The organism is Proteus hauseri ATCC 700826, assembly GCF_001654965.1.
Lineage (GTDB): Bacteria > Pseudomonadota > Gammaproteobacteria > Enterobacterales > Enterobacteriaceae > Proteus > Proteus hauseri.
The window spans coordinates 47,311-72,988 of the sequence record NZ_LXEV01000020.1 but is presented as its reverse complement, the minus strand read 5'-3'; the positions used below and the strand labels follow the sequence as shown (position 1 = coordinate 72,988).

Sequence of the window (25,678 nt, the reverse complement as noted above, 5' to 3'; positions counted from 1 at the left end):
TCCTTTTTATGGGCACTGCGTTTCTATATTTGATACTCCATTACATTGATATAATAAGTATAAATTTCAAACAGAGAAAAACAGTATTAATCATATTGCGCGCCATTATACGCATACAATGTATATGAAGGAATAAGCAGTTGAGCGTGAGATAAACTTATTGACGATAAACTTTGAAAAAAAGCTATTTTTTGAGAAAAACTTACTCTATAAAATAAAAAACCGACGGTATTATGCTTTATTAATAAAAATACCGCCGATTAAACCTAATATCACAAAATAAATAATTCTATCTTTATGCCAGTGTATTTAATTTTTCAAAATAATCGGGGAATGTTTTTGCTGTACAACCAGGATCAAGGATTGTGATCGGTATGTCAGAAAGCGCCACCAATGAAAAACACATTGCAATGCGATGATCATTATAGGTTTCAATATCAGCTGTTTTTAATTGCTTAGGAGGCGTTACTTTTAAGTAATCATGCCCTTCTTCAACCGTCGCACCTACTTTTTGCAATTCTGTCGCCATTGCTGCTAGTCTGTCAGTCTCTTTGACTCGCCAATTGTAGATATTCCGAATGGTTGTTTCGCCTTCTGCAAACAATGCTGTTGTTGCAATAGTCATTGCTGCATCGGGGATGGTATTCATATCCATATCAATACCTTTAAGCGTACCACGCTCGCATTCAATATAATCATCCCCCCAACGAACTTTTGCACCCATTTTTTCCAGTACAGAAGCAAAATGAATATCACCTTGTAAGCTATTTTTACCAATTCCTGTTACGCGAACTGTACCGCCTTTAATTGCTGCGGCGGCTAAAAAATAAGAGGCTGATGATGCATCGCCTTCAACTAAGTATTGACCCGGTGATTGATATTGCTGGCCACCTTTGATGATAAATTGCTGGTAGTTTTGATTTTCAATATCGACACCAAAAGTTTTAATTAATGCCAATGTAATATCAATGTAAGGCTTGGATACCAACTCACCTTTAATAGTGATAGTAGTATCTTGTGGCGCTAAAGGTGCAGCCATCAACAATGCAGTAAGAAATTGACTTGATACACTGCCATCAACGTCAACATTGCCACCATTAAAACCACCTTGAAGTCGGATTGGGGGATAATCTGTTTGTTCAAGATAATCAATTTTTGCACCACCTTGACGTAAAGCATCGACCAAATGCCCGATAGGCCGCTCTTTCATTCTAGGCTCACCCGTTAAAATAATATCATGATGACCTAAACTTAAAGCAGCCGCTAATGGCCGCATTGCGGTGCCAGCATTGCCCAAAAATAACTCTAGTGATGCTGATGTTTTGAATTCGCCACCTAAACCTTCGATGTCGCAGACTGTATTGTTATTCGATAATTGATAATGAATACCCAGTGCTTTTAATGCATTTAACATATGACGAATATCGTCACTATCAAGTAAGTTAGTTAAACGAGTTTTACCTTTCGCTAGCGCTGCCAGTAATAATGCACGATTAGAGACGCTTTTAGACCCTGGTAAATTAATAGTGCCTTCAATATGAGCGATAGGTTGTAGTGTCAACGATTCCATAAACAGGTAGAAACTCCGATAAATCAATTTAATAATAAGAAGAAGTGCTAATTAAACAATTAAAATTAAAATTATTTTTGTACTGATATTATCTATTTATTATTTTTGTACAGGGATAACTCTATTTTAATTATTAGCACCCTTAGTTATAAGAAAACCTGCTTATAGGCAGGTTTTCTTAGCCTAATTTTAGCTATTAAGCGTGACGACGCTCAAAATCAGCCATAAAGTCAACTAATGCTTGCACACCCGCTAGAGGCATAGCGTTATAAATAGAGGCACGCATACCACCAGAAACACGATGCCCCTTTAATGCCACCAGCCCTTGTGCCTCAGCTTCTTTTAAGAATACTGAATCTAAAGAAGGAGATGACATTTGGAAAGGGATATTCATTAATGAACGATTTTCTGGTGCGACTCGGTTGATATAGAAATCACTATTGTCTATCGCGCTATAAAGAAGTGTTGCTTTTTCATAATTGCGTTTTGCCATTTCTTGCAATCCGCCTTGTTCTTTTAACCACTTGAAAACCATACCTGATAAATACCAAGCAAAAGTTGGTGGCGTATTAAACATTGAGTCATTTTCAGCAAGCACCGTGTAATCAAACACAGAAGGTGTTTCTTTACGCGCTTTACCCAACAAATCTTCGCGAATAATAACGATAGTTAAGCCTGCAGGGCCAATATTTTTTTGCGCACCGGCATAAATTACGCCATAACGGCTCACATCTATTGGTTTAGATAAAATAGAAGAAGAGTAGTCAGCAATAATGATTTTTTTATCATCGAAATCAGGCTCTTCATGAATAGCGATACCATCAATGGTTTCATTTGGGCAATAGTGTACATACGCTGAATCATGACTTAACAGCCACTCTTTCATTGGTTTTACGCCAACTTTGCCATCAATTTCTGTTTTAATTTTAATGATATTTGGTGAGCAATATTTTTCAGCTTCTTCTGCTGCACTTTCTGCCCAATAACCGCCATCAATATAATCAGCCGTTTTCTTATCGCCTAATAAATTGAGCGGTAATGCAGCGAAATGACCTCGCGCGCCACCATGACAGAAAAGAATTTTGTAGTTTTCTGGCACATTTAATAGATCACGGAGATCCTGCTCAGCCTGATGTGCAACTTCAAGAAATTCTTTACTACGATGGCTAATTTCCATCACCGAGCGCCCTAACGCGTGCCAGTTACATAATTCTAATTCTGCACGACGAAGAACTTCTGCCGGTAACATAGCCGGACCCGCACTAAAGTTATATACCTGACTCATTCAAATTCACCCTATCTGAATATGTTTTTACAAAACGACCTCTATCGGTTGTATCATTCCCATTAAATTGGCGCAATGATTATTGTGAGCTAACACATAATATGCAGTGCGTAAAAATAACCGTTAGGAGTATTTTATGTCGGGGAGTATTCATAAAAAAGAAGAAGCAAGCTGGGGAATGCTTCTTAAAGGGAAAAATAGTCTGAAATCGCTAGCATTAGCTGGTGGTGTCGCATTACATGCAATTAATGTCTACATTACGATCACGACTTTACCTTCAATAGTTCGGGATATCGGTGGACTTAATTTATACGCATGGAATACCACCATTTTTATTTTGGCCTCTATTCTTTCATCAGCACTCACTTCTCGTCTACTAAATGCATTTGCACCACGTAATAGCTATTTATTGGCTACGCTGTGTTTTTTATTGGGTTCAATTATTTGTGCAACAGCACCATCAATGCCGATATTGCTATTAGGTAGGTTTATTCAGGGTGCGGGTGGCGGTATGTTACTGGCTTTAGCATATTCTTTAGTTAGAGTAATGTTTCCACAAGCTCTTTGGTCAAGAGCCATGGCATTAATGTCTAGTATGTGGGGAATATCTACTTTATTAGGCCCTGCATTAGGCGGAATATTTGCAGAATATAATGTTTGGCGTGGCGCATTTTGGTCAATATTACTTGTTGGTATTCCTTATATTGTTTTATTATTTACTATTCTTCCTACCCAAAATACAGCTGATATAGGCATCACTAAATCACCACTTCCTTATCAACAACTAGCATTATTAATTTTAGCGGTATTATCCATTTCAATAGGCAGTCTATATAACGTTATTATTTATAATCTGTTATCTGTTATTTTTGCAGTATTTTTTGTTCTTTTACTTGTGCGTATTGATAAAAAATCGAGTGATGGGTTATTTCCTAAAGGAACATTCTCTTTTTCAGCACCTTTAGCACCCATTTATTTAACAATGGCATTATTAGGAATAAGCGTTCAAACTGAAGTCTTCGTCCCTTATTTCTTACAAATAATACATAATATTACACCACTGCTTTCTGGTTATTTAGCTGCACTAGTGGGTGCTGGTTGGTCTTTTTCTGCCATTATTTCTTCATCACGTAAGCAATCTACGGCGCAACGTTTGATGAGAATAGGCCCAGCAATTAACTTTGCTGCTATTTTAATTCTTGGTTTATTAATTTCTAATGTGGTTATTTTACCTTACGGTCAAATAATTATTATTTGCATCGCCCTTTTCTTTACTGGTGCAGGTATTGGTATGGCTTGGCCTCATTATCTAACCCGTGTATTACAAGTTTCTCAAGGCCAAGAAGCTCAAAAAGCAGCAACATCAATTACGACTATACAACTCTTTTCTACCGCTGTTGGTGCATCTATTTCAGGAACCATTGTGAATATGGCGGGATTAACTGAACCAGGCGGTGTGTTAGGCGCTCAAAATGCAGCTCATTGGTTGTTTACTGCTTTTGCATTAACTCCATGTATTGCTTTTTTTGCGGCTAATGTTGTCGTTTCTCGCGCTAAAAATAAATAGTTTATAACTCAGGATGATTAAATCCGATTAAAGGACTGTTTTTAAATAACAGTCTTTTTCTAATTTATAAATAAACACCTTTTCTATTTTAGAAAGTTTATTTCTTTCATTGTTATCTATAAATTGTAGAACAACAAATATAGAGAGGAAATCAAAATGAAATTAAAAACACTTGCTATTATTGTAAGTTCAATATTACCTTCAGTTGGTTTTGCTGACACAGAAGAAAATAAACGTTTTTCTTTTTATGCTGATTCAACAGATATCGTTATAAATAAGGATTCAACAGCAACAGTTAGACCTTATAATGATGACGATATGGTTGCTGAAGTATTAATTGAAAATAGCGATAGAAATAGAGTATCTCATAATATATATGATACATTTAACATTGATAGTGATGGTGCGATCCTAAATAATAAAGAATCTAATGCTAAATTTATTATTAATGAAGTTAAGTTTGGACCACGTTCAACACTAGAGGGTAACATTGCCGTTTTAGGTAATGCTGCCCACGTTATTATTGCTAATCCTAATGGAATTACTTGTAATAATTGTAGTTTTTCAAACACGCTTTCAGAAACCTTAGCAACCGCATCAATTCAATATGCTAAAGATAATCTTATTACATATCGCACATCTAATTTCCTCCCTAGTAATAATATGTATCGTGAAAAAAAAATTGACACCAGAAACCATGGCGAAATAAATTTCATTGAAAATGAGAAAAATAAAAATACAACTAATAAATTTAGCACATTAAATATTATAAGTAATAACATCGACATTAATATGTATTTAAAAGCAAAAGAAAGTATAAATATTTATCATGGCATTAGTTTACTTAATTATAAAACCAACAATCAAAAAGTGGATATACTTAACAATAGTAAAGGAAGTCGACTAATAGGTAGAAAAATTGATACTAACTTAGCTATTGGAGATAAAAACAATATAGATAAATCACAACATTTAAATGGCATTCAAGCTAATAAAATAAACATACATACAAATGTATCAACAGTTAATAATTACTCTGTAATTAAAGCAACAAAAATAAACTTAAATATATTAAACAATTCTAAATTTAATAATCACGGTGTAATTTCCAGCAATTTAACCACAATAAAATTACAGGGAAACTCTCATTTTAAAAATAAAGAAGATAGTGTAATTGCTAAATTTCGTCATGATGATTATGCCTACTATCGCAGTAAAGATCCCTTTATAAAGTATGAAAACATATATAGATTTAAAGTCTCTGCTGATAATTCAAGTATTTTCATTAATGAAGGCGCATTAAAAACAGATAAATTTAAAACGATAGATGGATCAATTCATAATATTATTACTAACAATGCACAGTTGCATTCTTATAATTCTCTCTCAAAAATAAAGGATAATTCTTCTGTAAGAAGATAACGAGATAATGAGGCTATACTACTATTTTAGTATAGCCTCATTAATATTAATTAATAATTATTAATACTTTTCAAAATACTTTTGAATTTTAGCCGGTTCTTGAGTTTCAGTTAATGCTAACTGTAATAATACTCGTGCTTTTTGTGGATTTAAACGTTCTGATGCCACAAAACCATATTTAACATCATCAACCTCACCATTTTGGGTAGTAAAGCCAACAGGAACACGACTTGAACGAACAACTACAACACCGTTTTTTGCACTTTCAGCTAAAGTGTCAAAAATATCGGTATATAAATTACCATTACCTACACCCGCACTAATAATGCCTTGGTATTTATTATCTATAAAAGCTTTAGCGGGTAAGTTAGAAGCATTAGCGTAATTATAAACAATACCTACTTTTGGTAGTTCGGTTAATTTACTCACATCAAATACCGCTTTATCTGCACGTGGTGCGGCAACAGTGTAATAATGTACTTTACCGTTATGAACATAGCCTTGAGCACCCGCATTAACGGGTTGGAAAGCTTGGACTTCAGTGGTGTTCATCTTCATTACATCTTTTCCGCCAATAACGGCGTTATTCATGGTCACTAATACACCACGATTTTCAGATGCTTTATCACTAGCAATAACCACCGCATTAAATAAATTTAATGGCCCCTCTGCCCCTAATGCCGTGGCTGGGCGCATTGCTCCAACCATAACTACAGGTTTTTTACAGTTAGTTGTTAAATCAAGAAAATAAGCCGTTTCCTCCATAGTATCTGTACCATGGGTGATGACAAAACCATCGGTCTTATCACAATCAGCATTAATTTTATTAGCAAGCTTTAACCACACTTGGTCATTCATATCTTGCGAACCAATATTAACCACTTGCTCGCCTTTTAAATTAGCCACCGTTTTAGCCTCAGGAACGGCATTGATTAATGTATCAATACCTAATTTACCAGCGGTATAACTTGAAGTAGTCGCTGAATCGCCCCCTCCCGCTATAGTGCCACCGGTTGCTAAAATAGTGACGTTCGGTAATGCAAATACGGAGCCACTAGCAACGGCTAACAAACTGGCAAGCAATGTTTTCTTCATCATTGTATAGATCCCTTATGAATATATAAATAAATCTATTATGATGATTTATAATTACTAATTCCGTGATAAATGGAACGTATTTATTAAAAAAACTCATATATCAAGAAAATCGTTAGATTAAATATTAGTAGCAATAAAAGGAATGATAAATCGTTAGTGCATTACTGGAGATTTCAGTATCATGTGCCCCTAACTATCACCAGCAAAATATTGATGAAACCTGCCATGTCACAAACATTTATTCCCGGTAAAGATGCCGCACTGGAAGACTCCATCGCTAGCTTTCAGAAAAAACTAACCGATTTAGGCTTTAATATTGAAGAAGCTTCATGGTTAAACCCTGTTCCTAACGTCTGGTCTGTACATATTCGCGATAAAGAATGCCCTTTATGTTTTACTAATGGCAAAGGGGCGACTAAAAAAGCAGCATTAGCATCTGCTCTAGGTGAGTATTTTGAACGTCTTTCAACTAACTACTTTTTTTCCGATTTCTGGCTGGGTAATGAAATTGCACAAGGTGAATTTGTTCACTATCCAAGTGAAAAATGGTTCCCTTTAACAGAAGATGATTCTGTACCAGAAAGCTTATTAGATGCTCGCCTGCGTAAATTTTATGATCCTGAAGGCGAATTATGCGGTAGTGAATTAGTTGATTTGCAATCAAGCAACCCTGATCGTGGTATTTGTGCTTTACCATTTATTCGCCAATCAGATGAAAAACCCGTTTATATTCCTGTAAATATTATTGCTAATCTTTATGCTTCTAATGGTATGTCTGCGGGCAATACGCAAAATGAAGCTCGTGTGCAAGGCCTTTCAGAAGTATTTGAACGCTATGTGAAAAATCGCATTATCGTTGAACAAATCAGCTTGCCTGAAATTCCTCAAGAAGTGTTAGCTCGTTATCCCTCTGTTGTTGAAGCTATTACAACATTAGAGAAAGAAGGCTTTCCAATTTTCAGTTTTGATGCCTCTTTAGGTGGTCAATTCCCTGTTATTTGTGTAGTGCTATTTAATCCACAAAATGGGACTTGTTTTGCCTCTTTTGGCGCACACCCAGACTTTGGCGTGGCATTAGAACGTACTGTTACTGAATTATTACAAGGCCGAAGCCTCAAAGATTTGGATGTATTTAATCCGCCAAGTTTTGACGATGAAGAGGTTGGCGATCATACTAATCTTGAAACCCATTTTATTGATTCTAGTGGTTTAATTAGCTGGGATTTATTCAAAAAAGATGCGGATTATCAGTTTGTTGATTGGAATTTCAGCGGCACCACAGAAGAAGAATTCCAAACTTTAATGTCACTGTGTAAACAATGTGATGCTGAAGTTTATATCATGGATTATTCACACTTAGGTGTTTATGCTTGCCGTATTTTAGTACCCGGTTTATCCGATATTTACCCAGCTGAAGATTTGCAACTAGCAAACAACATAATGGGTGTTCATTGGCGTGATACGCTACTTGCATTACCAAGTAGCCAAGGAACTAAAAACGAATACTTATCGCTAATCGGTCAATTTGATGAAGATGGATTAGACGATTTTACTCGTGTAAGAGAAATGATTGGTATCGCACCAGGTAAAGATAATGGCTGGAGCCATCTGCGTGTTGGTGAATTAAAATCGATGTTAGCGTTAGCTGGTGGCGACCATGAACAAGCATTAGTGTGGGTTGAATGGACACAAGATTTCAATGCATCCTTATTTACACCTGAACGCCAAAACTATTATCGCTGTTTACATAATCTCTTATTATTAAGAGAAGAAACAGAGCGCCAACCAGAACAATATATGCATGCCTTTTCTCGTATGTATGGTGCAGAAACTTTACTTGCTGCACAAAATGCAATGCAGGGTAAAAATGCTTTTTATGGCTTACAAACTATTGAGCCATCATTAGCGAATTTACCCGTTCATCAGTCATTATTAGCCGCTTATGAAAAACTACAAAAAGCAAAGCGCCAATCCATTAAATAACGATGCAACATTAAAGGTTATTGACTAATGATAAATAACCTTTAATTGAATAATGATTATCTGAGTTTAATTAAAACACTCTACTTTAAAATAGAGTGTTTTCTTTTGCTCAAAATAAATAATGGCAATTTTGTCAGAATGGCAAACATGCCAACTGACAAAAATGTCAAAATATGGCAAAAGTGACGATTTGTAGTTTTAAATATGACATTAAAATATAACATTGAATTTATAAACTAATAATTTAACTTAAAAATGGTTTAAATTTCTATTTATGTACATAGATCTCAAAAAATAAAAAACCTTATTTTTATAATGGGTATATGTCTGGAGTAATCAATTAGATTATCCACAAATAAAGTAGTGTTTATATTTAAATCAAAAGTAAATAGGCCGTTAATTTTAGTTTTTAATTATTAACATTAAGGAGAGGAAATAATACGTTATATTTACTTTTCGCTTTATTTATCCAGCTAGTCTAAAATTTTTTGATAATTTTTAAAAAATTTTTTTACTTTATTAATCAAATAATTATAGTAAAAATAGCGGGTTTTTACGCACTGGGATTGAGTTTCTAATCAGCGACCATGATCCATATCAATTTTAGAAGTAAGCCCCTTTGCTACTATTATTGCGTACTATAATTATTCCAACATATAAGAGAGTGTTAGTATGAAAGCTGACAGCCCTTTTAATTTATTATCACCTGCTGAAATGGCAAAATTTGCCGATGATGCTTGTTGTTATAAAGCAACTAAACATATTCCAACGACTTACTTGTCTGCATTTACTGCGGGAATGTTTATTTCAATTGCTTTTGTTTTTTATATTACTGCGACTACAGGCACAGCGTCTGTTCCTTTCGGACTAGCTAAACTAGTCGGTGGGATCTGTTTCTCTCTGGGGTTAATGCTCGTTGTCGTTTGTGGCGCGGACTTATTCACCTCAACTGTTCTCACTATTATTCCTAAAGCAACAGGACGTATATCCTGGAGCACCATGTTTGCCAACTGGATAAACGTCTATCTTGGCAACTTTGTTGGCGCGCTCTTTTTTGTCGCCTTGATGTGGTTTGCGGGTCAGCATATGGCCGCTAACGGTTTATGGGGGCTGAATGTGTTGCAAACAGCACAACATAAACTTGAGCACACCTTTGTTGAAGCCGTTTGTTTAGGTATTTTAGCTAACTTGATGGTTTGTCTTGCTGTATGGATGAGTTATGCTGGCCGTACTTTAATTGATAAACTTTTTGCACTGATTTTACCTATTGGCATGTTCGTTGCTAGTGGCTTTGAACATAGTATTGCTAACATGTTTCTTATTCCTTTAGGTATTGTTATTAAGAATTTTGCACCAGCAGAATTCTGGTCTAAAGTAGGTGCATCACCCGAACAATTTTCACACTTAACAGTATCGAATTTCCTCTCTGATAATTTATTACCAGTCACTATCGGTAACATTATTGGCGGTGCAGTCCTAGTCGGTCTGGTATACTGGTTAATGCATCTGCGCGGTGAGAAACATTAATTCCGTGCAGGTATGACTGATTTCTTAAGTTCCATTGTAAAAAGGTAGAAGTATCATGTCTGATTTAAATGAAAAATTTGCTCAAGCATGGAAAGGTTTTTCTGAAGGTGAATGGCAGAACGCAGTAAACGTTCGCGATTTCATCCAAAAGAACTACACTCCATATGAAGGCGACGAATCTTTCCTGGCTGGTTCCACTAAAGCAACTGATACACTTTGGGAACAAGTTATGGAAGGCATCAAAATCGAGAACCGCACTCATGCGCCGGTTGATTTTGATACTTCTGTTGCTGCAACAATCACTTCTCACGATGCAGGTTACATTGAGAAAGATTTAGAACAAGTCGTAGGTTTACAGACTGATGCACCTTTAAAACGTGCAATCATCCCATTCGGTGGTATCCGTATGGTAGAAAGTTCTTGTCATGCTTATAATCGTGAGCTTGATCCAGAACTGAAAAAAATCTTCACTACATATCGTAAAACCCACAACCAAGGTGTTTTCGATGTGTACACTCCAGACATCATCAAATGTCGTAAATCAGGTATCTTAACTGGTTTACCAGATGCATATGGCCGTGGCCGTATCATCGGTGACTACCGTCGTGTTGCATTGTATGGTATCGAATACCTGCGCAAAGACAAATTTGCTCAATTCACCTCTTTACAAGAAAAATTGGAAAAAGGTGAAGATCTGGAAATGACTATTCAGCTGCGTGAAGAAATCGCAGAGCAACATGCTGCCTTAGGTCAAATTCAAGAAATGGCTGCAACTTATGGTTGTGATATTTCTCGCCCAGCACAAAACGCAAAAGAAGCAGTACAATGGACTTACTTCGGTTATTTAGCCGCTGTTAAATCTCAAAACGGTGCTGCGATGTCTTTCGGTCGTGTTTCTACCTTCTTAGATATCTACATCCAACGTGATATGGATGCAGGTTTACTGACTGAAGAACAAGCTCAAGAATTAATCGACCATTTAGTAATGAAATTACGTATGGTTCGTTTCTTACGTACTCCTGAATATGATGAGCTGTTCTCTGGTGACCCAATTTGGGCAACAGAATCATTAGCAGGTATGGGTTTAGATGGCCGTACTCTGGTAACTAAGAATACTTTCCGTTTCTTAAATACCTTGTACACAATGGGTCCATCACCAGAACCAAACATGACTATTCTGTGGTCAGAACAACTGCCTATCAACTTCAAAAAATACGCAGCTAAAGTCTCTATCGATACTTCTTCAATTCAGTACGAAAATGATGACTTAATGCGTCCTGACTTCGACAGCGATGACTATGCTATCGCATGTTGTGTTAGCCCAATGGTTGTTGGTAAACAAATGCAGTTCTTCGGTGCTCGTGCAAACTTAGCGAAAACCTTACTGTATACCATCAATGGTGGTGTTGACGAAAAACTGAAAATCCAAGTGGGTCCTAAACATGCGCCAATCATGGATGAAGTCTTAGACTTCGATACTGTGATGAACCAAATGGATCACTTTATGGATTGGTTAGCAACTCAGTATGTAACCGCACTGAACGTTATCCATTACATGCACGATAAATACAGTTATGAAGCAGCGTTAATGGCACTTCATGACCGTGATGTTTATCGTACAATGGCATGTGGTATCGCAGGTCTGTCTGTTGCTGCTGACTCACTGGCTGCAATCAAATATGCAAAAGTTTCTCCTATCCGTGATGAAAACGGTTTAGCAGTAGACTTTAAAATTGATGGCGAATACCCACAATTCGGTAACAACGATTCTCGCGTAGATGATATCGCTTGCGACTTAGTTGAACGTTTCATGAAGAAAATTCAGAAACTGCGTACTTACCGTAATGCGGTACCTACACAGTCAATCCTGACTATCACTTCAAACGTTGTTTACGGTAAGAAAACAGGTAATACGCCAGATGGTCGTCGTGCTGGTGCGCCATTCGGACCAGGTGCAAACCCAATGCACGGTCGTGACCAAAAAGGTGCGGTTGCTTCACTGACCTCTGTTGCGAAACTGCCATTTGCTTATGCAAAAGATGGTATTTCTTACACCTTCTCTATCGTACCTAACGCATTAGGTAAAGATGATGATGTTCGTAAAGCGAACCTTGCAGGTCTGATGGATGGTTATTTCCACCACGAAGCAGGCATCGAAGGTGGTCAACACTTAAACGTAAACGTGATGAACCGTGAAATGCTGTTAGAAGCAATGGAAGATCCTGAGAAATATCCTCAATTAACTATCCGTGTTTCTGGTTATGCAGTTCGCTTTAACTCACTAACTAAAGAACAACAGCAAGACGTTATCACCCGTACATTTACAAAAACAATGTAATAAAGATAACTATATGCATTTATTTACTGAGAAAGTAAATAAAATCGCTTAGAATAAAGGCCCCTATATTGGGGCCTTTTTATCTAGACAGTTTTGGAGTAACCCTGTTATGTCCGTACTTGGTCGTATCCACTCATTTGAATCCTGCGGTACTGTTGATGGTCCGGGAATACGTTTCATTGTTTTCTTTCAAGGATGCCTAATGAGATGCCTCTATTGTCACAATCGTGACACATGGGATACTCATGGTGGGCAAATCGTCACTGTTGATGAACTGATGAAAGAGGCGGTCACATATCGCCATTTTATGAATGCTTCTGGTGGCGGTGTTACTGCTTCTGGTGGTGAAGCTATTTTACAAGCTGAATTTGTGCGTGATTGGTTTCAAGCTTGTCAAAAAGAGAATATCCATACCTGCTTAGATACCAACGGTTTCGTTCGCCGTTATGATCCAGTTATTGACGAATTAATGGATGCTACTGATCTAGTCATGTTGGATTTAAAACAGATCAATGATGAAATCCACCAAAAATTAGTGGGTGTTTCCAACCAACGCACACTAGAATTTGCTCGTTACTTAGCGAAACGAGGACAAAAAACATGGATCCGCTATGTTGTTGTCCCAGGTTGGTCTGATGATGATGATTCAGCCCATCGTCTAGGTGAATTTATTAAAGATATGAAAAATATCGAGAAAGTAGAGCTTCTCCCTTACCACGAATTAGGTAAACATAAATGGGTTGCTTTAGGTGAAGAATATAAGTTAGATGGCATTCATCCGCCGTCAAAAGAGACGATGGAAAACGTAAAATCCATTCTTGAATCTTATGGACATAAGGTCATTTACTAAGCTTTCTACTAATCATTAATCAAGAAGCAGCGTTTTAATGGCGCTGCTTTTTTATTAGTACACCAATTAGTTAAATTAATATTTATTAATCACCCTTCTTGTGATCATGCTCTTTCAAATCTGGATGTTTTGTCTTATTTTCGGGTGTGACTCTTTGTCTTTTATCTTCTTTACCTGTTGTTTCTGCAATAGGTTTTCGCCCTGTTTTAATTCCCATGATAATTCCTTTTTTAACTACATAACGTAGTTTTAAGATAATAAATATCACCACTACATTAAGTGATCGCAGTAGCAAAACTTAACAATAAGAATTTAGTTATCCACAATAAACCAATAGGTGAAATATTTTCTTTTATTATCAACTTTAATAACTCAAATATATCTTACCGCTATAAATAAATGTGCTCGTTAAAAAATAGTGACTACTATTTCTATTCTAAATTTACTAATAACATAAAAAAGTACTTATCAGACAAGTAAAATATATTAAGATTATCCTGAATCTATATTCAGTTGAATACTGTTGATTAATAACAAAACAAAAAGATACTATAGTGCTCTTATATTTATAAACAAAAGACGTTGTGATTAAGGTAAAGGAAATGGAACAAGACAACAATTCATCGCTAACAGAACCACAAGAGGTATTTACACCTATTCCTCAAGCTAGAGGCTCTTCTGGTGGTACTCGTTGGTTAGGCCTAGGATGGGATTTAGTAAAAGAACGTTTTTGGATGTGGATCGCCGTTATTATCATCTATTTTGTGGTTAGTTTAATTATTTCGGGTATTCTCGGTTTAATTCCACTTATTGGCCCATTGCTTTCTCCTCTTATTTCAGCTGTATTAGCTGCTGGTATTATCAGCATCGCTCATCAACAATACGAAACTAAGCGCCTTGATCTTGATAATTTATTTTCAGGATTTCATAACAAACGCTATATCAGTTTAATGGGTGCTTATTGTATTAGTGCACTTATTCTTATCGCCGGCTTTATTGTTGCAATACTCGTCAGTGGCTCTGCAATAATGGATATCTACTATGCTATGGATGGTGGTTATTACTCAGACCAGTATATCGAAGAGTGGTTAGTCGATAACTCCTCATCATTTAGCTTATTTTTCATTATTATTGCTGTTTTTGGTGTTATTAGCACGGCCGCTTACTGGTTCGCTCCTGCTTTAATTTTAGTTAATGGCTACCGAGCAATTCCAGCGGTTAAAACAAGCCTAGCGGCAGTTAAAGCTAACCTATTTGGTGGTTTCCTATTTTTTGTATTATTACTCATTATTATCGTTATTAGTGTGATCCCATTGGGTTTAGGATTACTGATTACTATTCCACTTTCTTATACCGCAATGTACGCTTCATATCGTGATATTTTCTATCATCATAATGTAGGCAATAATACTAATAGTGGTAACGGTGGTTCCCCTGTTTCATTAAATAAAACAGCTGAATCCAATATCGGAAAATTAGTGAGTTAATACAATATTATAAATTAAATAAAAAACAGTAGTGAATACACCCTACTGTTTTTTTATTACTTAAATTAACTCGCAAACGGGTTTTTATTATCATATGAATGGTTAAATAACGAATCAGAGATTAAATAATCATAAATTTCATCAACAATCTCAATACCTTCTTGTTCTGTTCTTCTCTCTTCTATTTGACTGTTCTCTCCAGGATATAATACTTTTTCAACTCCTTCTGCCGGCTTAATGTCATTAAGTTCACTCATCACTTGAGAAATATGCTCTCTAAATAAGGTGGCATCAGTAAAATAGGCAGGATTAATAACAATATGTAATTGGCCTAGCTCTCGCCCCTGTGTTAAATCGTGATACATCGAACTGACATGTTTACCAAAAGGAAGCCCAAGCAAGATACCAGACAACACATCAACCATCATCATTAAACCATAACCTTTAGGCCCAGCAATAGGTAATAAACCTTTTACAGCAAAGGGATCTGTTGTCGGTTTTCCCGTTTTATCAACAGCCCAAGTATCAGGAATTTCAGCGTGACGTGAACGAGCATCAAGTACTTTACCCCATGCTTGTACTGTGGTTGCCATATCAAAAGTAATATGTTTGTCGCCTACTCCTGGTGCAGAAAAGGCGATAGGATTAGTGCCATAATAAACTTCACTGCCGCCAAATGGCACGACCATTGGATCTGACTGACAAAGAGATATGCCTATCATTCCAGCTTGTGATGCTTGCTCAACAAAATAAGACAGCGCACCACTATGACCAATGCGTCTTACTCCCACAACAGCGACGCCCTTTTGTGTTGCCATTTCAATAGCGCGTTCCATTGCCTCTTTTGCCGCAACATGACCTGCACCATTATCACCATCAAACACCGCACTGCAAGGTCCTGTTTCTGTATAAACAAAGTTAGGTGTGGTATTTGTGCCACCTTTACTAATACGCTCTGCATAATATTCAACACGCACAGCACCATGAGAATGAATACCTTTAGCATCCGCATGTACTAATACATCAGCAACCGTATCAGCATGAATTTGATTAAGTCCTGCAAGATGTAATTTATTTTTTATCAGTTGATGTAACTGTTGTTTGAAAATTATCATAAGATATGCTCTTTTTTGTAGGGTTCTAAATAAATAGAATTATCAAAAACAATAAAATATTGCTGATAAATCCGAGCGATATCCTCAATGTAGCAGCATAAAAAGAAACTGCTGTGATCAACTTAGCTGATAAAGTATTGCGTTATATTTTTGTTAAATAACCATTTTTTTATTAAAAAGCTTTTAATAATAACCGTATTAATAAATGAAAAAGTGGAATAATTGCTTATTCCACTTTGGTTAACATCAACTCAATAAGTAATTTTTTATTTACGATTAAAAAATTACGGAACGGGAACTGCCTCCCCTTTAAATTTTTCAAGAATAAACTGTTTAGTTGCAGGAGCCCGTAGTTCTTCCATTAATTTTGTAATACGTGGATCATCTTTACTTTCTTCTCTTACTACCACTACATTAGCAAATTTACTATTTGCGGCAGATTCGGTATAAATCACCTCTTTAGTTAAATCTAAACCGGCATTGATGGCAAAGTGTCCATCAATAGAAGCGACATCCGCTTCACCATTTTTATAAATTTGTGGTAGTAGTGGTCCATCGTAAGTAAATAAAAATTTAATATTACGTGGGTTTTCTACAATATCATCAATAGTTGAATCATCAGGATCAATACCTGAACGCAATTTAATTAACCCCTCATCTTGAAACAATTTTAAAATATGTCCATGCTGTGCCAGATTATTGCTACTAATCATTTTTGCACCATCGGGTAAATCTTGTAAGCTTTTATATTTTTGTGAGAAAAAACGATAAGGATGCATATGTACAGCACCAACAGAGACTAAATTCCAATCTGGATGATCTGCTAATGTTTTATTTAAATAAGGGACATGCTGAAAAAAGTTAGCATCTAATTCTTTTTCGGCTAAGGCTTGATTAGGAATAATATAATCATTGAAAACTCTAATATCTAATTCTAGCCCATTTTTTTTCAATTGCGGTTTAATAAATTCTAATATTTCCGCATGAGGTGTACTGGAGGCACCAATAATAAGTTTATTTTCCAGCTTTTCATCTGTTGGTTTACAAGCAGATAGAGCCAAACTAACAAGCAGCAGCGAACCCAGTTTTTTAAATACTGTTAATCTCATTTTTATGACCTTTATTTTAAATTTATTTTTAATACACTCTGTGATTTGTTTTTTATTAACGTTTATCTATGCTGCGTACTAAGCTGTCTCCTATTAACTGAATACATAAAACAATCAGTAAAATAACTAATGTAGCAACCCAAACAACATCATTATGGCTACGTTGAAACCCTTCTAAATAAGCAAGATTTCCTAATCCACCGGCTCCAATAGCACCAGCAACAGCTGTTCCACCTACTAATGAAATCAGTGTTACTGTTAAACCTGAAATTAAAGCCGGTGAAGACTCTGGTAATAATACTTTAAAAACTAATGTAGATAAGTTGGCACCCATTGATTGACTTGCCTCAATAACACCTTTATCAACTTCACGTAGTGCTAACTCAACTAACCTCGCATAGAAAGCCGCCGCTGAAATAACTAATGCAGGTAATGCTGCGTTAACACCTAAAATGGTTCCAACTACCCATTTGGTAAATGGGAAAAGAAGAATAATTAATATGATAAAAGGTACTGCTCTAAATACATTAACAATAAAAGAGAGTATTCGATAAATAAAAAGCTGCTCTTTTTTTCCTTCTTTGGCTGTTAAAAATAGAGCTACGCCAATTAATATTCCTAATATGCAAGATAATGCACCAGAAACTAATGTCATATATAAGGTGTTTATTGTTTCTTCGCCTAGTACATTTAATTTTAAATTAGGAAAATAAATAAATGACCACTGTTGTATTCTATCCATATTAAGTTACCGCTATATTAAAGTATTGATATATTAAATTTATTATTTTTAAGATACTGAATAATCTCATTTGATTTATTAGTTAATTGCAAATAAATAAAACCATTTTCTTGTGAAAAATTTCCCCTTACTAGTTTAATAGGCTCATTAAACTGAGAAACTAAGTCATAAAAAAGATAATCAAAATTTTTATTTTCTTGTAAAAATAAACGGATCACTGTACCTTGCTGTTTTATTTTTTCAATATCATCTATATTATCTGTAATATACGCTGTCTGTGATAAAAATTGCTGTGTTACTTTATGTTTTGGTTTATTAAATACATTTTTCACATCGCCCTGTTCTATTATTCGCCCTTGTTCTATTACCGCTACTTTGTTACAAATTGCTTTCACCACTTGCATTTCATGAGTAATAAGAACAATTGTAATATTCATTTTTTTATTTATTTCTGCTAACAACGATAATATTGTTTGTGTTGTTTTTGGATCTAATGCCGATGTAGCTTCATCACACAACAAAACATCAGGATTGTTAGCAAGAGCACGAGCAATGCCGACACGTTGTTTTTGTCCACCACTTAGCGTCGATGGGTATTCATCTGCTTTATCAGTTAAACCAACTAATGCCATTAATTCATCAGCACGCTGATGGCGTTTTTGTCTATCAACACCCGATATTTCTAATGGAAATTCAATATTTTCTCTAACAGTGCGTGACCATAGCAAATTAAAATGCTGAAAAATCATACCTATTGAGTGACGTATTTTTAGAATTTCTCGTTCACTGCTCGTTGTTATATTGTGTTTTCCTACAATCACCTCACCGTTTGTTACTGGCTCTAAGCGATTTAATAAACGGATCAGACTACTCTTTCCTGCACCACTATAGCCAATGATGCCAAAGATATCTCCTTGTGCAATGTTGAGGTTAATATCATTCACAGCAACAGTTTGCTTTTTTCCTCGGCGATAAATTTTGCTGACATTTTTTAGCGTTATCATTTTCTACTCACCTTTAATTGGATTTCTAGACGTCTAAACATCTAGAAATCCAAATTAATAATAATCTGTGAGATTGTCAAGAAAGTAATAAAGAATAAATAAACTTTTAAAATATATCATAGGATTAAACGTTATCTTTTGGGCCTAACATTGAATTTTATATCTAATATTTACGATATAACCAACGCTTTATATTGTTATAACGGATATTTTAAGATTGTAAATTTATTACAGATAATAAAAAACCCTCTGTAAAAACAGAGGGTTAAATATTTACATCATATTAATTGTTTGAAAATCAACCGATATATTCTAAACCATTCATATAAGGGCGTAACGCTGCTGGAATTTCAATACGGCCATCAGCCATTTGATAGTTTTCCATAATAGCAACCAATGTACGACCTACTGCTAATCCAGAACCATTTAAGGTATGAACTAGTTGAGTTTTCTTATCACCTTTAGAGCGGAAACGCGCTTGCATACGGCGTGATTGGAAATCCCAGCAGTTAGAGCATGAAGAGATTTCACGATAAGTATTTTGAGCAGGAACCCAAACTTCTAAATCGTATGTTTTACGAGCACCAAAGCCAATATCACCTGTACAAAGTACAACTTTGCGATATGGCAGATCTAGCAATTGCAGGACTTTTTCTGCATGGCCAGTTAACTCTTCTAATGCATCCATTGATTTTTCAGGATGAACGATTTGAACCAATTCAACTTTATCAAATTGGTGCATACGGATAAGACCACGAGTGTCGCGTCCGTAAGAGCCTGCTTCTGAACGGAAGCAAGGTGTATGTGCTGTCATTCGCAGTGGTAAATCGTCTTCATCAAGAATAACGTCTCTTACCATATTTGTAACAGGCACTTCCGCTGTTGGGATCAGTGCATACTGACTTTCAGCTTCTTCTTCTAGTGGTTTAGTATGGAAAAGGTCACCACTAAATTTAGGTAATTGGCCAGTACCATACAATGTTGCGTGGTTTACCAGATAAGGAACATACATTTCCTGATAACCATGTTCTTCAGTATGAAGGTTTAACATGAATTGAGTAATAGCACGATGCAAACGTGCAATTTGTCCTTTCATGATAACAAAGCGCGAACCGGTAATTTTAACTGCTGAAGCGAAATCTAAACCATCGGTTAACTCACCTAACGTTACATGATCTTTTAATTCAAAATCATAAGTTTTAGGTGTTCCCCAACGAGAAACTTCAACATTTTCACTATCGTCTTTGCCGTTTGGTACAGCGTCATCAGGCATATTCGGGATAGTTAATGCATAATCACGAATTTCTGCTTGAAGCACTTCAAGTTCTGCTTTTGCAGCTTCAAGTTTATCACCCAGCAGATTAACTTCCTGACGAAGTGGCTCAATGTCTTCACCACGCGCTTTGGCAGCACCAATGGACTTCGATCGAGAATTACGTTCTGCTTGCAGGGATTCAGTTTCAACCTGTAACACCTTACGGCGTTCTTCTTGTTGACGGATTTTTTCCACATCGAGGGTGAACCCCCTGCGAGCCAGTTTTTCGGCGACCGCGTCTAGCTCATTACGCAGTAGATTTGGATCGAGCATGCTTATCCTGTGCTTATCGATAGATTAATAAAAACCTTCTCTACGACTATATAAAAATACTCGTTATGTGATAAACACATATGAGAAAAGGCATAGTTAAGAAATTAATAATATTTAAACAACCTTACCGCATCTTTACAATTTACGATAGCGTTTTGTCGTACTATTTTGATCTTGCTGAGTAAGCCAGTCTAATTTCTCAGCAACCTTGATCTCTAGCCCTCTTTGAGCCGGATAATAATACTCCGTATTTGCCATTTCTTCAGGGAAATAGACCTCTCCTGCGGCATAAGCATTAGGCTCATCGTGTGCATAACGATATTCTGCACCTAGCCCCATTTCTTTCATTAATTTAGTTGGGGCATTGCGTAAATGAGCAGGAACATCGTAATCAGGCCGATTTTTTGCATCAGCTAATGCTGCTTTGTAAGCAGTGTATACTGCGTTACTTTTTGGTGCACAGGCTAAATAAACGATAGCTTGTGCAATTGCACGTTCACCTTCAGCCGGCCCTACTCGGGTAAAACAATCCCATGCAGCAATAGCCACTTGCATTGCTCGCGGGTCTGCATTACCGACATCTTCTGAAGCTATTGCCAGTAATCGACGAGCAACATAAAGCGGATCTCCCCCAGCTGTAATAATCCTTGCATACCAATAAAGAGCAGCATCAGGCGCAGAGCCTCGTACCGATTTATGTAAAGCAGATATAAGATCGTAAAATCTGTCGCCTTTGTTATCGAAACGGGCACTTCGCTCACCACTAATTTCTTTTAGCAACTCAGGCGTTAAGGTGCGTTTTCCTTGGCTATCGATTTCAGCCATATCTGCCATCATTTCAAGCAAATTCAGAGAACGCCGCGCATCTCCATTCACTAACTCAGCAATCATTCTGCGCGTATCATTAGGTAGAATGATATTTCTACCTCCTAAACCACGTTCTGTATCATCTAATGCCTGCTGTAAAACTTGCTCAATATCTGCTTCAGTAAGTGATCTTAATAAGTAAACTCGTGCTCTTGAAAGTAATGCAGAATTAAGCTCAAAAGAGGGATTTTCTGTTGTCGCACCAATAAACGTGATCGTACCATCTTCGATGTGCGGTAAAAAAGCATCTTGTTGGCTTTTATTAAAACGATGAACTTCATCCACAAATAAAATAGTTCTACGCCTTGCATTTCTATTTTGTCGTGCGATCTCAATAGATTCTCTGATCTCTTTAATACCCGATGTCACCGCAGAAAGTCGCTCAATATCCGCTTGTGCATAACGTCCTATAATTTCAGCCAGTGTTGTTTTACCTGTCCCTGGCGGGCCCCATAAGATCATCGAATGCAATTGACCCGCTTTAATTGCACGAGGAAGAGGCTTTCCTTCAGCAAGTAAATGTGTTTGGCCAATATATTGCTCCAGCGTTTCAGGTCGCATTCTTGCGGCTAAAGGCTGAAATTCATTGTGTGAAAAATCGAGCGATAAGTTACTCAAAACATCCTCACTGACGTTGGTCATCCACAGTGACACCAGCAGGTGGCGTAAAGCGGAAAGTTGATGCATCGATAGGTGCAACAGTTTGTGCTGTTAGCTGATAATTACTGACTTGGCCATCTTGCTCTGTGGCAGCAAATTGCTGAATTTGCCCATTAGGTAATACTGTAATAGTAAAGTGTTTTAAGTTGTTTTCTGTTTTAGGCGTTAACTCAAAACGATCACCACTTTGTTTTACTTCATAGTGTTGCCACTCTTTGCTGTCATTACGTGCAATTAACATAAATGGCGTGTTGGTTGTTGCGCTTTCAAGCCAAGTTGCCGTTACTTGTTCAACAAAAGGATTATAAAACCAAAGAGTTTTACCATCAGAAATTAATGTGCTTTCGTCAGGTGCAGTCATTTGCCAATTAAATAAATCAGGGCGTTGTACCTTTAAGTGACCTTCGCCTTTTTGGATTAATGCACCTTCGTTGCTTGTTACTGTTTGGCTAAAATTAGCTTGAAAGCTATTCACTTTATTTAAACGTTGCTGTAAGTCTTGGCGAGCATCAGCCCAAGTAACTTGACTAGCAAATAATGTTATTGCACACGCTGATAGTAGTATTTTTTTCATTCCACAAGCCCTCGGCATGAAACAGCGCCGACATAATGTCGGCGCATGATTTATTAATGATGATGCAGATTACCATGCTAGTTAAGTCGCTGATAACTGTGTTTTCAAGATATTACATATCTGAAGAAGGTGGCGCTAGTACTTCTCGGCTACCATTGTGTCCAGGTGAGCTAACGATATTTTGGTTTTCCATTTGCTCAACAATTCTTGCCGCACGGTTATAACCAATTCTAAATTGGCGCTGAACCCCAGAAATAGATACACGTTGTTTGTCGACAACAAAGGCAACTGCTTGATCAAACAATGGATCAAGCTCTTCACCATCATCAAATCCACCACTATTTTCGCCTTCTTCGCCACATTTAGTAATAGCTTCAATATACTGTGGACGACCTCGTGCTTTCCAGTCTGTCGCTACAGCATGTACTTCGTCATCACTAACAAATGCACCATGTACACGAACAGGAACTGCGCCATTAGGGGCATAAAGCATATCCCCCATACCTAATAATGATTCTGCACCTGCTTGGTCTAAAATAGTTCGCGAGTCTATTTTACTTGATACCGTAAACGCAATACGGCTTGGAATATTGGCTTTAATAAGTCCAGTAATAATATCAACTGAAGGACGTTGGGTTGCCAATACCAAGTGAATACCAGCGGCACGCGCTTTTTGTGCTAAGCGAGCAATAAGTTCTTCTACTTTTTTACCTGCGGTCATCATTAAGTCGGCGAACTCATCAACGATAACAACAATGTAGGGTTCTTTCTCAAGCATTGGCATAGTAGGAGACATACTGTCTGTTGGTTTCCAGAACGGATCAGGAATTGGCCGTCCCATTGCTTCAGCTTCTTTGATTTTCTCGTTATAACCCGCAAGGTTACGCACACCAAGCGCGGACATCATTTTATAACGACGCTCCATTTCAGCCACACTCCAGCGTAGCGCGCTCGCTGCATCTTTCATATCAGTAACAACTTCCGTTAAAAGGTGTGGAATACCTTCATATACAGAAAGCTCAAGCATTTTCGGGTCAATCATTATAAAACGAACATCTTCTGGTTTCGCTTTATAAAGAATACTGATAATCATTGCATTCACACCCACTGATTTACCTGAGCCTGTTGTACCCGCTACAAGTAAATGAGGCATTTTAGCTAGATTAGCAACAACAGGCTGCCCACCAATATCTTTACCTAATACAACCGTTAATGGCGATCCCGTGTCACGGAATTTATCGCTATCTAACAACTCACGCATATAAACCGTTTGGCGCTTTTTATTAGGTAATTCTAACCCGACATAAGGTTTTCCAGGAATAACTTCAACAATACGAACTGCAACAGCAGAAAGAGAACGCGCTAAATCACGAGAAAGATTCGAGATACGAGCTGCTTTTACACCCGGTGCTAATTCAAGTTCAAAGCGAGTAATAACAGGTCCTGGAGAAATACCAACAACTTTGGCTTTAACGCGATAATCGTTAAGTCGTGCCTCAATAAGGCTTGCGATACGTTCTAATTCAAACATATCAACAGGCTCTTCTTCTATTGGTGGTGTTGTCAGCAAATCCAATGATGGCATTGGTGTTGTTGATTTTGGCAATGGCTGATCATTACGCATCAGTAATGGATGAATAAGAGATTGTTGCTGTTGCTGTTGCTGTTGCTGTTGCTGTTGCTGTTGCTGTTGCTGTTGCTGTTGCTGTTGCTGTTGCTGTTGCTGTTGCTGTTGCTGTTGCTGTTGCTGTTGCTGTTGCTGTGCAAAATGTTGAACCATATTAGATTGAGGTTCAATACCAGCTTGCGGTGCAATATTTTGTTTAACTGCCTCTGTAATAATGGGAATAAATACAGGCTCGGCGGGTTCTTCATCTAAAAGATCATCAATAGGTGAAAACGCCTCTAATGCTGAAAGGTTTTCTTTTAGCTCAATAGTCGGGCTGTACTCTTCTTCTTCGTCATCACGGGGGGATATTTGCAAAAATGCATTACTGGTTGGGTAATTCATTTTTTTTGCTATCTCATTTGTCTCTGCTGCTTTAGGCGTCGATTGTGATGCAAAAGAATGTTGAATATGTGGCTGATAGCCTGCTACAACGGGTTGTGTGGTTGCTGCAACTACTGCCCCTATTGTTGATATTTGGGGCAAAATTTCATCGTCGTCTTCAAATGGAGCATCATCACCATAACGCGATTGCAACTGTTGTTTAAACTGCGCCGCAAGTTGCTGTTCTTCTTCATCAACCTCGTTATCATCTGTTGGCGAAAATGTATTTTCTGTAATGGTTGGCTCAAAATCATTGTGATTATTTTGCTGATAATCAGACGTTAGTGCATCTGATTCGTTATGTTGTTGTGCATCATCTTCACCATAACGTTCACGTTGTTGTTCAAGAAATTGCTGACGCAATTCTTGCTCAAAGTTAGCTTGTTCTTGAATATCTTCAAGCTCATTTTCAGATCCTGGCTGAATAGCCTCTTCTCTACGACGTAGTTCAGCTTCTCGCTGAGAAGGAATATGAATGCCATATAATTCACGGCGAGTAGGTAAGCGAACAGGATTGGGTCTAGGAAGTTCTGGTCCTAAGCCTTGTTTTACTTGTGCTGCATGAGCAACGACAGCACCGGTTGTCGCCGATGCTGTTTGAGCAAAAGAAGCCCCCTCATTTTCAGACGACAATGTAAAAGTCGGCTCTGCTCTACCCACACTAAATGCGTTTTCTGCTGGTTGTTGAGTCGATATTGTCGTTCTATCTTCAGTAAATGGTGAAAATGAAGGTACAACTTCTTGTACTACTGAAGTTACTGTATCCGCTGCATCTAACGGTGTTTCTGTTTTCAAAAATGCTTCGGGAATATCAAAACGATAATGTTCAGGCTCGTCATTTA

At 37.0% G+C, this 25,678-nt stretch carries 18 protein-coding genes and 1 pseudogene; 7 read left to right on the top strand and 12 right to left on the bottom strand.

Annotated features, from left to right (window positions below; all coding sequences use genetic code 11):
• Positions 1-295 precede the first annotated feature (295 nt).
• Together aroA and serC are read right to left on the bottom strand one after the other, a co-directional pair.
• Positions 296-1,570: a 3-phosphoshikimate 1-carboxyvinyltransferase gene (aroA, locus tag M997_RS07570; protein WP_064719502.1), complete on the bottom strand. Its 1,275-nt coding sequence runs from the start codon at positions 1,568-1,570 to the stop codon at positions 296-298.
• 196 nt (positions 1,571-1,766) lie between these two features.
• Positions 1,767-2,855: a 3-phosphoserine/phosphohydroxythreonine transaminase gene (gene serC / locus M997_RS07565; protein WP_064719501.1), complete on the bottom strand. Its 1,089-nt coding sequence runs from the start codon at positions 2,853-2,855 to the stop codon at positions 1,767-1,769.
• Between the two features lie 136 nt (positions 2,856-2,991).
• Between serC and M997_RS07560 the strand changes: the two genes are divergently transcribed.
• Positions 2,992-4,422 carry an MFS transporter gene (locus M997_RS07560; RefSeq protein WP_064719500.1) on the top strand — a complete coding sequence of 477 codons (1,431 nt, stop codon included), beginning with the start codon at positions 2,992-2,994 and terminating at the stop codon, positions 4,420-4,422.
• 156 nt (positions 4,423-4,578) lie between these two features.
• Entirely contained in the window at positions 4,579-5,844 is a 1,266-nt protein-coding gene (locus M997_RS07555) for a two-partner secretion domain-containing protein (protein WP_064719499.1), read from the top strand.
• Between the two features lie 60 nt (positions 5,845-5,904).
• On the opposite strand, the gene ansB is transcribed toward M997_RS07555, so the two are convergent.
• Complete coding sequence (gene ansB / locus M997_RS07550; RefSeq protein WP_082918400.1) at positions 5,905-6,942, bottom strand: L-asparaginase 2; 1,038 nt, start codon at positions 6,940-6,942, stop codon at positions 5,905-5,907.
• Between the two features lie 225 nt (positions 6,943-7,167).
• Between ansB and ycaO the strand changes: the two genes are divergently transcribed.
• The 4 genes from ycaO to pflA all read left to right on the top strand — a co-directional run bounded on the left by ycaO (position 7,168) and on the right by pflA (position 13,640).
• Positions 7,168-8,925 carry a 30S ribosomal protein S12 methylthiotransferase accessory factor YcaO gene (gene ycaO, locus M997_RS07545; protein ID WP_064719498.1) on the top strand — a complete coding sequence of 586 codons (1,758 nt, stop codon included), beginning with the start codon at positions 7,168-7,170 and terminating at the stop codon, positions 8,923-8,925.
• Positions 8,926-9,597: 672 nt separating this feature from the next.
• The gene (gene focA / locus M997_RS07540; RefSeq protein ID WP_064719497.1) at positions 9,598-10,452 is read left to right on the top strand and encodes a formate transporter FocA; all 855 of its coding nucleotides are present in this window, start codon (positions 9,598-9,600) and stop codon (positions 10,450-10,452) included.
• A gap of 55 nt (positions 10,453-10,507) precedes the next feature.
• Positions 10,508-12,790 carry a formate C-acetyltransferase gene (pflB, locus tag M997_RS07535; protein ID WP_064719496.1) on the top strand — a complete coding sequence of 761 codons (2,283 nt, stop codon included), beginning with the start codon at positions 10,508-10,510 and terminating at the stop codon, positions 12,788-12,790.
• Positions 12,791-12,899: 109 nt separating this feature from the next.
• On the top strand, positions 12,900-13,640 hold the full coding sequence (gene pflA, locus M997_RS07530; RefSeq protein WP_064719495.1) for a pyruvate formate lyase 1-activating protein: 741 nt from the start codon (positions 12,900-12,902) through the stop codon (positions 13,638-13,640).
• A gap of 85 nt (positions 13,641-13,725) precedes the next feature.
• Here pflA and M997_RS17845 read toward each other — a convergent pair whose 3' ends face one another.
• Entirely contained in the window at positions 13,726-13,857 is a 132-nt protein-coding gene (locus M997_RS17845; protein WP_275658105.1) for a hypothetical protein, read from the bottom strand.
• 385 nt (positions 13,858-14,242) lie between these two features.
• On the opposite strand from M997_RS17845, the gene M997_RS07525 reads away from it, so the two are divergent.
• Positions 14,243-15,127: a BPSS1780 family membrane protein gene (locus M997_RS07525; protein WP_064719494.1), complete on the top strand. Its 885-nt coding sequence runs from the start codon at positions 14,243-14,245 to the stop codon at positions 15,125-15,127.
• Between the two features lie 65 nt (positions 15,128-15,192).
• On the opposite strand, the gene allD is transcribed toward M997_RS07525, so the two are convergent.
• From allD to M997_RS07485, 8 genes and pseudogenes are all read right to left on the bottom strand, one after another.
• Positions 15,193-16,242 (bottom strand): ureidoglycolate dehydrogenase, encoded by a 1,050-nt coding sequence (gene allD, locus M997_RS07520; RefSeq protein ID WP_064719493.1) that lies wholly within the window; start codon positions 16,240-16,242, stop codon positions 15,193-15,195.
• A gap of 284 nt (positions 16,243-16,526) precedes the next feature.
• Positions 16,527-17,351, bottom strand: coding sequence for a MetQ/NlpA family ABC transporter substrate-binding protein (locus tag M997_RS07515; RefSeq protein ID WP_064719492.1), 825 nt, complete (start codon positions 17,349-17,351; stop codon positions 16,527-16,529).
• Between the two features lie 55 nt (positions 17,352-17,406).
• Positions 17,407-18,093, bottom strand: coding sequence for a methionine ABC transporter permease (locus M997_RS07510; RefSeq protein ID WP_064719491.1), 687 nt, complete (start codon positions 18,091-18,093; stop codon positions 17,407-17,409).
• A gap of 17 nt (positions 18,094-18,110) precedes the next feature.
• On the bottom strand, positions 18,111-19,097 hold the full coding sequence (locus tag M997_RS07505; protein WP_064719490.1) for a methionine ABC transporter ATP-binding protein: 987 nt from the start codon (positions 19,095-19,097) through the stop codon (positions 18,111-18,113).
• Positions 19,098-19,395: 298 nt separating this feature from the next.
• A complete protein-coding gene (gene serS, locus M997_RS07500; protein ID WP_064719489.1) occupies positions 19,396-20,685 on the bottom strand; it encodes a serine--tRNA ligase in 1,290 nt (429 codons plus the stop codon).
• Positions 20,686-20,820: 135 nt separating this feature from the next.
• Positions 20,821-22,170 (bottom strand): replication-associated recombination protein A, encoded by a 1,350-nt coding sequence (locus tag M997_RS07495; RefSeq protein ID WP_064719556.1) that lies wholly within the window; start codon positions 22,168-22,170, stop codon positions 20,821-20,823.
• A gap of 7 nt (positions 22,171-22,177) precedes the next feature.
• Positions 22,178-22,786, bottom strand: a complete 609-nt coding sequence (gene lolA / locus M997_RS07490; protein WP_064719488.1) for an outer membrane lipoprotein periplasmic chaperone LolA — start codon at positions 22,784-22,786, stop codon at positions 22,178-22,180.
• 112 nt (positions 22,787-22,898) lie between these two features.
• Positions 22,899-25,397: pseudogene (locus tag M997_RS07485) on the bottom strand (DNA translocase FtsK); the annotation flags it as partial.
• Positions 25,398-25,678 lie beyond the last annotated feature (281 nt).